This is a genomic window from Streptomyces sp. SID3343, from assembly GCF_009865215.1.
In the GTDB taxonomy this organism is placed as follows: Bacteria; Actinomycetota; Actinomycetes; order Streptomycetales; family Streptomycetaceae; genus Embleya.
Window position 1 is genome coordinate 1 of the sequence record NZ_WWJX01000453.1, and the last position, 8,081, is coordinate 8,081.

Annotated in this window: 10 protein-coding genes; 3 read left to right on the forward strand and 7 right to left on the reverse strand. The window is 71.7% G+C overall.

Annotated features, from left to right (window positions below; genetic code table 11):
• The first annotated feature begins 53 nt into the window (after positions 1 to 53).
• Entirely contained in the window at positions 54 to 833 is a 780-nt protein-coding gene (locus GT354_RS14355) for an SDR family oxidoreductase (RefSeq protein ID WP_161356692.1), read from the forward strand.
• A 253-nt stretch (positions 834 to 1,086) separates the two neighbouring features.
• Entirely contained in the window at positions 1,087 to 1,458 is a 372-nt protein-coding gene (locus GT354_RS14360; RefSeq protein WP_161356693.1) for a MerR family transcriptional regulator, read from the forward strand.
• Between the two features lie 141 nt (positions 1,459 to 1,599).
• Here GT354_RS14360 and GT354_RS14365 read toward each other — a convergent pair whose 3' ends face one another.
• Both GT354_RS14365 and GT354_RS14370 read right to left on the reverse strand, forming a co-directional pair.
• Complete coding sequence (locus tag GT354_RS14365; protein ID WP_161356694.1) at positions 1,600 to 2,841, reverse strand: sigma-70 family RNA polymerase sigma factor; 1,242 nt, start codon at positions 2,839 to 2,841, stop codon at positions 1,600 to 1,602.
• Entirely contained in the window at positions 2,838 to 3,191 is a 354-nt protein-coding gene (locus tag GT354_RS14370) for a YciI family protein (protein WP_202511893.1), read from the reverse strand. The genes GT354_RS14365 and GT354_RS14370 overlap by 4 nt, the downstream gene beginning before the upstream one ends.
• A gap of 319 nt (positions 3,192 to 3,510) precedes the next feature.
• On the opposite strand from GT354_RS14370, the gene GT354_RS14375 reads away from it, so the two are divergent.
• A complete protein-coding gene (locus GT354_RS14375) occupies positions 3,511 to 4,023 on the forward strand; it encodes an FBP domain-containing protein (RefSeq protein WP_161356696.1) in 513 nt (170 codons plus the stop codon).
• Between the two features lie 118 nt (positions 4,024 to 4,141).
• Here the strand turns inward: GT354_RS14375 and GT354_RS14380 are convergent, their stop codons facing one another.
• The 5 genes from GT354_RS14380 to GT354_RS14400 all read right to left on the reverse strand — a co-directional run.
• The gene (locus tag GT354_RS14380; protein WP_161356697.1) at positions 4,142 to 4,600 is read right to left on the reverse strand and encodes a transposase; all 459 of its coding nucleotides are present in this window, start codon (positions 4,598 to 4,600) and stop codon (positions 4,142 to 4,144) included.
• Between the two features lie 135 nt (positions 4,601 to 4,735).
• Complete coding sequence (locus tag GT354_RS14385) at positions 4,736 to 5,338, reverse strand: suppressor of fused domain protein (RefSeq protein ID WP_161356698.1); 603 nt, start codon at positions 5,336 to 5,338, stop codon at positions 4,736 to 4,738.
• A 279-nt stretch (positions 5,339 to 5,617) separates the two neighbouring features.
• Positions 5,618 to 6,808, reverse strand: a complete 1,191-nt coding sequence (locus tag GT354_RS14390; protein ID WP_161356699.1) for a hypothetical protein — start codon at positions 6,806 to 6,808, stop codon at positions 5,618 to 5,620.
• A 409-nt stretch (positions 6,809 to 7,217) separates the two neighbouring features.
• Positions 7,218 to 7,436, reverse strand: coding sequence for a hypothetical protein (locus tag GT354_RS14395; RefSeq protein ID WP_161356700.1), 219 nt, complete (start codon positions 7,434 to 7,436; stop codon positions 7,218 to 7,220).
• Between the two features lie 418 nt (positions 7,437 to 7,854).
• On the reverse strand, positions 7,855 to 8,081 hold a 227-nt coding region (locus GT354_RS14400), incomplete at its 5' end, for a hypothetical protein (protein WP_202511891.1).

Below are 8,081 nucleotides of genomic sequence, written 5' to 3' on the forward strand. Positions count from 1 at the left end.
CGTTCGAGGCGTGGTTGACCTTGTCGTTGGCGGCAGGGTTCGACGATGTCGTCATGGACCTCACCACCGCAGCAGAAGCAGCACCGACATCCGCTCCACACCGGGTCGTCCTCGTCACCGGCGCCGGGACCGGCATCGGCCGAGCCACCACGCGGGCCTTCGCCGCCGAGGGGGCACACGTGGTCGCCGTGGGCCGCCGGGCGGCGCCGCTGTACGAGACCGCGGCCGGCGACGAGCGGATCACCCCGTTCACCGCCGACGTCACCGGCGACGGTGAGCCCGAGCGAATCGCCGACGCCGTCGCGTCCACACACGGGCGACTCGACGTCCTCGTCAACAACGCCGGCATCGTCGGCAGCGGTGCCCTCGGCAGCCTCACCCGGGAACGGATCGAGCCGCAGCTCGCGACCAACCTGATCGCGCCGATCCTGCTCACTCAGGCGCTGCTGCCCGCGCTGCTCGCGAACCGAGGCGTGATCGTCAACCTCGTCACGTCGGTCGGACAGCGCGCCTGGCCCGGCAACTCGGTGTACGCCGCGACCAAGACCGCCGTCGAGCTGCTGACCCGCAGCTGGGCGGTCGAGTTGGCCCCGCAAGGCGTCCGCGTGGTCGCGGTGGCGCCGGGCCCGATCGCCACTCCCATCGGCAAGCACCGGGGCCTGACCGACGAGCAGCAGGCGGCGGTACGCGCCTGGCAGATCGCGCACACCCCACTGGGCCGCGTCGGCCGCCCGGAGGAGGTGGCGTGGGCGATCACCCAGCTCGCCGCACCGGGCGCGTCGTTCGTGACCGGCGTGGTGCTGCCGGTGGACGGAGGCGCGGTGGTGGCCTGACGGCGACACCGCCCATGCCTCCCGGACGGCTACCCACCACCGCCCCGCCGGCCCGGTTCGGACCGATAGGGCGCGCGACAACCGGGTACACCCGGACGCATCCGAATCAAGACGGACCGGGCTGGACCGGGCTGGACCAGGCACGGTGACGGTCCGACGGCGACGAGCCCCGAGCAGACCGCCCACCGCGAGCCCCGGGCCGGTTCGGGACTCGGGGGCGCGTGATATGAGTGTTCGTCCGGAGGTGAGGCGAATGCTGATCGGCGAGTTGGCAAAGGCGACCGGGACCACGCCCCGGGCGCTGCGGCACTACGAGCAGGCCGGGTTGATCGACTCGGAGCGCTCGGGCAACGGCTATCGGGTCTACGCCGAGGCCGCGGTGGTGCGGGTCCGCAACATCCGCGTACTCCTGGCCGCGGGCCTGACCCTGGACGACGTCCGGGTGTTCCTGCCCTGCCTGGACGCGGACGTGGGCGCGGCGCCGCCGTCGGACAAGGGGCTACGGGTCGCCCTCGACCGGCTCGCCGTCCTCGACGAGCGCATCGCCGCGCAGATCGCCGCCCGGGACCGGTTGGTCCACGCGCTGCGCCGCGCAACGAACGACCGCATCCGGCCGGTGGCCTGATCCGCCCGGCCCGCCTCGGCCTGACCCGACCGGCCCAACGGCCCGACCCGCGCGGTCCCATCCCGCGACCCGCCCCCCGGCGCAGCCCGACCACGGCACCCCTGACCCCCGCAGGACCGAACCCCCACTGCCCGGCCCACCTCAGCCGTCGTCGTCCCGTCTCGCCCGTGCGTCGAGGTAGCGCTGCTCCGGCAGGCTCGTGGTCCGGCGCGCGGCCGTGCGATACGCCTCGCGGGCGGCGGCCCGGTCGCCGGCCAGGTCGAGCAGGTGGGCCCGTACCGCCCAGACCCGGTGGTGGTCGGCCGTCCTCGGGTCGGCGGCCAAGGTGTCCAAGAGGTCGAGGCCCGCTTGCGGGCCGTGCACCATCGCGGTGGCGACGCTGCGGTTGAGGGTGACCATCGGATTGGGCGCGAGGTGGTCGAGCAGGCGATACAGCGCCAGGATCTGCGGCCAGTCGGTGTCCTGCGGTCGGACCGCCTCGGCGTGCACGGCCGCGATGGCCGCCTGGAGGAGGTAGGGGCCCGGCGGCCCCCACGTCAGCCCGTCGGTGACCAGATCGACGCCCTCGCGGATGGCGTCCCGGTCCCACCGTGCGCGATCCTGCTCGGCGAGCGGTACGAGGGCCCCGCCGGGACCGGTACGCGCCGCCCGCCTGGCGTCGGTGAGCAGCATGAGCGCGAGCAGTCCCGCGACCTCGCCGTCGTCCGGCCGCAGGCGGTGCACGGTGCGGGTGAGCCGGATCGCCTCGCCGGTCAGCTCGGTCCGCTGCAGGTCCGGGCCCGAACTCGCGGTGTAGCCCTCGTTGAAGACGAGGTACAGCACGTGCAGCACGGCCTGCGTCGATCCGGCCGACTCGGCGACGTCGAAGCGCCCGCCGGCGGCCTTGATCCGCTGCTTGGCGCGGCTGATCCGCTGCGCCATGGTGGCCTCGGGGACCAGGAACGCGTCGGCGATCTGAGCCGTCGTCAGCCCCCCGACCGCGCGTAGCGTCAACGCGACCCGGGACGGGGCCGACAGCGCGGGGTGACAGCACAGGAACAACAGGGTCAGCGTGTCGTCGCGATCGGGATCGGGCGCGTCCGCCCCCGGGCCGGGCACGATCGACTCCTCCGGTGAGGTCTCGGCCGCGAGCCGGGCCTCGCGGTTGCGACGAGCCCGTTCACTGCGCCACAGGTCGATCATCCGGCGGTCGGCGACGGTGATCAGCCACGCCCGGGGGTTGTCCGGCACGCCCTCCCGGGGCCATTGCACCGCGGCGGCGAGCAGGGCCTCCTGTACGGCGTCCTCACACGCGTCGAACTGCCCGTGCCGTCGGACGAGCACGCCGAGGACCTGGGGTGCGACCTCGCGCAGCAGGCCCTCGACGTACGCGTCCGTCCTCACATCTCCGTCCCGGACCCACTCATCACCGGTCGGACCTCCATCGCCCAGCGCTTGGCGTCCGGCCAACTCGCGGCGATCTCGACCGCGCGCTCGACGCCTTCGCACTCGACCAGGAGATAGCCCGCGAAGTGTTCCTTGGCCTCGGTGAACGGTCCGTCGGTGACCGCCGCCACCCCGTCGCGGACCCGCACGGTCTTGGTGTTCGACGGGTCGGCGAGCGCCTCGCCGCCGATCAGCTCGCCGGATTCGGTGAGCTCCCGCATCAGCACGTCCACGTCGCCGAAGAGCTCGGTGCGTTCGGCCTCCGAGAATTCCTCCAGGAATCCGGGGCGGTTGTAGATCATCAGCATGAACTTCACGGCTTGCACTCCCGGCGTTGCGATCCATTGCGGAGAGCCCGTCTCGGACTCCCTGCCACGGAGTCGGAGCGGGCGGCGGCTCCTCGACATCCGGCTGCGGCCGGATCCGAGAACGATCACCCGAACCCATCCTGCCGGGCCGGGCGGGCCGCGTCGCGGCGGGACCCGACGCGACGTGACGCCAACGGACGTAACGCGACGTGACGCCAAGGGACGTGACGTGACGCGACGTGCCTCGACGCAACGCACAGGAGAACACCACCGGGAAAACACCGCGACGAGGCGGCGGGCGTGATGTTAGCGTCCGTCGGTGGACGTAATCGACGAGAAGGCCATCCGCAATTCGTTCGTCAACTGCTCGAAGGGCGAGGCGAACAAGCTCAGATTGCCCACCGACCTGGCCGAAGTTCCGTGGGCCGAGCTGGACTTCCTCGGTTGGCGCGATCCGGGCGCGATGGATCGGGGCTACCTCGTAAGCGAGCGCGACGGCGGCCTGACCGGCATCACGTTGCGCGTGCCGCCGCCGGCGAGTCGAAGCCTGACCAGGACCAACCTGTGCTCGATCTGCCTCACCGTGCACGCCGCGTCGGGGGTGTCGCTGCTGACCGCGCGCCGGGCCGGTACGGCGGGTCGCGAGGGCAACACGCTGGGTGTCTACATGTGTTCCGACCTGGCCTGCTCGCTCTACGTACGCGGCAGGAAGAAGCCGGCTCCCGGTGGCAACCGCCTCACCGAGACGCTTACCCAGGAAGAGCAGATCGCCCGGGCCCGGGCGAATCTCGATGCGTTCTTGGACAAGGTTCTCAAGACCGCAGCCCACTGAAGCGTGGCTTCGACCACGCGAACCGACGACACCTGATCGACGCCGGACAGCCGACCGGTACCGGATGCCCGATGGGCGCCGAACCCGTAGCCGACGCCGAACGCCAGGGCGCCCCCGTTCACGCTCCGGGCGGCCCGGCGCCGGCCGGAGGGCGGGTGCGCAGCAGCGTCGATCGGGACGGGCGTGAGACTGTCGCCGCGGCCGGGCGGACGCCGCTCACACAGGGCACGTCACTCACACAGGGCACGTCACTCACACGAGCCGCATACGAGCCAGTCGGGCCGGGGTCGTTCGGCGAGAGTTCGGCCAGCCAGACGAAGTCGTCCCCGGGTGCGGGACACAGCACGAGACGGTCGTGGATCCTGCCCCATGTGCCGTCGCGGCCCCAGACCGTGTAGCGGTGGTAGGCCGTCTGCCACGGCCCGAACCGGCGGGGCAGTTCACGCCACGGACGCCCGGTGCGCTGTCGCCACGCGACCGCGTCGATGATCACGCGGTGATCCACCCATCGCCCACCCCGTTGCGGCGCGCGATTCGGCAGCAGCGGCTCGATCAGCGACCACTGTTCATCAGTCAATCCACCCGGATGGCCCACACCCCACCAACGACACGACCGGGGTGAGGACACGGCACGAACGGCACGAGTTTCGAAGACTTCGATCCGCGTGATCGAAGCACGCGGGCTCGGTCCCGAGGGTTCGCCACCGACGCCTCAGATCCGCGGGTCGGTGATCCACAGCGGGTCGCCCGCGGCGGCCCGCGCGGCGAGCACGTACGCGGTGGAGGTGTCGTGCATCTCGGCCAGGTCGGCCCGGGTGATGCCGACGATCTGGAGGAACTCGACGTTGCCGTGCTCGGTACGGCGGGTGGGGAGCAGCGGATCCGCGGCGAAGGCCAGCGCGGTCAACGTCGTGGGCGGGGTGCCACCGGTGATCGGCTCGCCGACGTCCATCCGGTGGCCGGCGCCGAGGATCAGGCCCTTTCCGTGCACGACCCGGGCAAGGCGTTCGAGCAGGGTGTAGGGCCATTGCGGGGGCGGAGCGTAGACGTCGGGCCGGGCCACGCGCATGGTGAACTCGTAGCCCCATCCGCTCCAGTCGGGGTTCGAGTCGGCCCGCTTGACCCACAGCTCGGTCAGGCCGTAGCTGACGTAGTGCCAAAACCCGCGCACCGGATACGCGCTGCACCCCTGGAGACCACTGCCCAGGCCCAGCCCCGGCGAATATGCCTGGTACACGGGCGCGATCCCGGGGTACAACGCGGCCATGGCGGCGTCGATCGCGTCCCAGCCCGGTGCGTCGGACGTAGTGTTCACCTTCCCATTTTGCCCAACCGCGCGGTAGGGCGAGATATGAGGTCTCTGCGAGATCACACCGGTTGCGGGCGATTGAGGCTTTCGACCGTAACAACCGTAACCGCCGTCACGACCGTTCCGACGGTCACAACCGAAACAACCGTCTCGACCGTCACGACCGTGTCGACCTTCACGACCGTTGCGCCTTCCCGGGCGGCCCTGGGTCGATCGGGCCGCCCGGGAAGGGCATCGAGGGGTACCTCGGACGGCGCGCGGGTGCGTCGTCACGGGGCTTTCGGGTCAGCCGGTCAGGGCCGCTGCCTCCTTCAGGTCGGTGAGGCCCTCGGTGTGGAGGCCGACGCCCGCCAGCAGCAGGGCCCGGTCGGTGAGGGCGCGGGTGAGGAGCGGGACGCCGGTCGCCGGGTCGGCGGTCGCGACGCGGCGGGCGAGGTCGAGGACGTCGGTGTACGACGGGAGCAACCGCCGGCGGGCGGCCTCACGGGTGGTCTCCGCGTAGGTGGCGCGTACGTTCAGTCGGCGTTTCAGGACCACGCGTTCGGCGTCCGAGGTGGCCGGGTCGGCCAGCGCGGCCCGAATGGTCGCGGGCGCCGCGGCGTAGCGGTCCATGTGTTGGGGCGACCAGTGCTCGTGCACCGTGCCATGCGCCGAGCCGGGGAATTCGTCCGACGCACCGTCGAGGGCCAAGTGAAAGGCCACGCGGTCGGGTCGCAGGGCCCGGGCGAAGCGGTCGCTTCCCGCGAAGTCCTCGTACATGCGTACCGCGCGTGCCGTGACGGCGCGACTCTCGTCGGGCAGGTCGGCCCGGGCGAGCAGGCGCGCGCCGTAGAGCAGGATCGGCACCTGCCGGTCTTCGTGCGGCCTGCTCTCATCGAGCAGCGGGCGATAGGCGGCGGCGGCCTCGGCGTGTCGGCCCAGGCCGGCGAGGTGCGCGGCCCGGGCGGTCACGTGGCGGTGTCGGTCGTCGTCGAGCCGCCACGACTGCCGTGCTCCCGCCGCGGTCACCTCGACCGCCTCGGCGAACAGGCTTGCCGCCTCGTCGTGTTCGCCGTCCTCGACCAGTGCGACGGCCACGTGCAGCATCCGGTCGGCGAGGCGCCACGCGTCGCCGCGCGAGGCTCGACCCAGGTCGAGGATCAGTCGCCGGGTGGCAAGTCCTTCGGGACGGCGGCCATAGCGGTACAGAGCCCATTCGTGCGTGGTGAGAATGCCCGTCAACAACGCGTCCCGGTCCCGGTGTTCGACCGGGTCGAGGCCCCGGCACAGGTCCAGGGCCTCCTCCAGGCGGCCGATCGTCAGGTCCATGTCGGCGCCGTGTCGGCTGAAGATGTGTCCCGTCGTGTGCAGTACCTCCGCAAGCCGGCGCGCGTAGTGCTCCGGCCCGTCGACCTCCCCCAACACCCGGTAGATCCCGACCAATCGCTCCGCCGAGATCCCCTCTACGTCGAACAGTGCGACCCGTGCCCGAGCCACTACGTCAACGTTCGCCACATGCACCCCTGTGTTCGTGTCCGCTGCCCGGCCGCACCGAACGGCACGACCGCAACGAGCCCCCCGAGGCCGCCCGCGCACGCCGACGACCCGCCGGACTCCCCCGGCGGTTCGTAGTGGCGTGGCGAATACGACGACGACAAACACCCGATACCGCACCAGGACCCCCGGCGGCTCGTTGTCGCGGAACCGTACAGCGAACCCTTCGCCTTCAAGGTGTAGGCGAACTGCCATAGAGTTGGGGTCGGTTGACCCGCGGCCGAGTGAGCGCGCGGCGGGCGACTCCCTCCCCCCGCGCGGGCGCCGGACGCGCACCGATCGGCTCCTCCCCGCGGCGAGACCCGGGTGCGAGTGTCCGCTCGGATCGGTCCCGGCCGGTGGGCCGGACCGGTCAGGGCACCTGGCGGAGATACAGTGCGCCGCAGGTGTGGCACAGGGGGTGGGTCGTGCCCCATTCGACGTCCGAGCGCGTCTCCGAGTCGGGGGTGAGGACGCGGCCGCACAGGGCGGTGTGACCGGCGTCTCGGATCATGTGCCATATCTTGACGGCGGCGGGGTCGTTCTCTCGATACTCGGCGCGCAGCTCGTACGTCACCAGCACGGTCGCCACACCCTCTCGATGCCCGTGGTGGGTTCTTCAGGACCACTTTGGCACCTATGCAACGTGTGGTGGGCCAAGAGTCGTCCATGTTTTCCCGGCCCGCTTGGCAGGGCCTTGCGAGACGGCCCAAAAGGCCCTCTGACCTGGTACTTGCATGGCGAGCTGCATGGCAGGGTGCATGGCCGAGTGCATGGCAGGCTGCATGGCCGAGTGCGTCGCGGATTCGGGACAGCGAGCCCACTTCGTCCGGCGCTCGCGACGATGGCAGGGCGACGACCCGACTGCACCCGCGGGTAGGGACGCCGAGCGTGCACGACAGTTCGATCGGCGGCCCGCTGTTGTGGCCGGCCGGCCAACCGTGGCGACATGCGACGCGGTGCACGAGAACTCGCCGCCGGGCAGGAATCCGAGCCGAGTCGCCGACGTACTACCCGTGCGCGATCCCGAGTTCGACCGTGAGGGTGTCGAGCAGCCCGTCGGCGGTGGGCATCGCGCCCATCTCGGCGGCGAGGCGCTCGGCCGCGGCGCGGTGGGACCGGTCGCCGAGTACGGTCTCGACCGCCGTCCGGATACGGGCACCGTCGTCGGGACCGAGCACGCCCATGCCGTCCGCGGGCCCGCCGCTCGGCGCGACGACCAGGCCGGCGCCGGCCT

Bases quoted from the DNA above. Each gene is read 5' to 3' on its own strand.
- GT354_RS14355 (WP_161356692.1), top strand. From the start codon at position 54: ATGGACCTCACCACCGCAGCAGAAGCAGCACCGACATCCGCTCCACAC.
- GT354_RS14370 (WP_202511893.1), bottom strand. From the start codon at position 3,191: ATGCTGATGATCTACAACCGCCCCGGATTCCTGGAGGAATTCTCGGAG.
- GT354_RS14360 (WP_161356693.1), top strand. From the start codon at position 1,087: ATGCTGATCGGCGAGTTGGCAAAGGCGACCGGGACCACGCCCCGGGCG.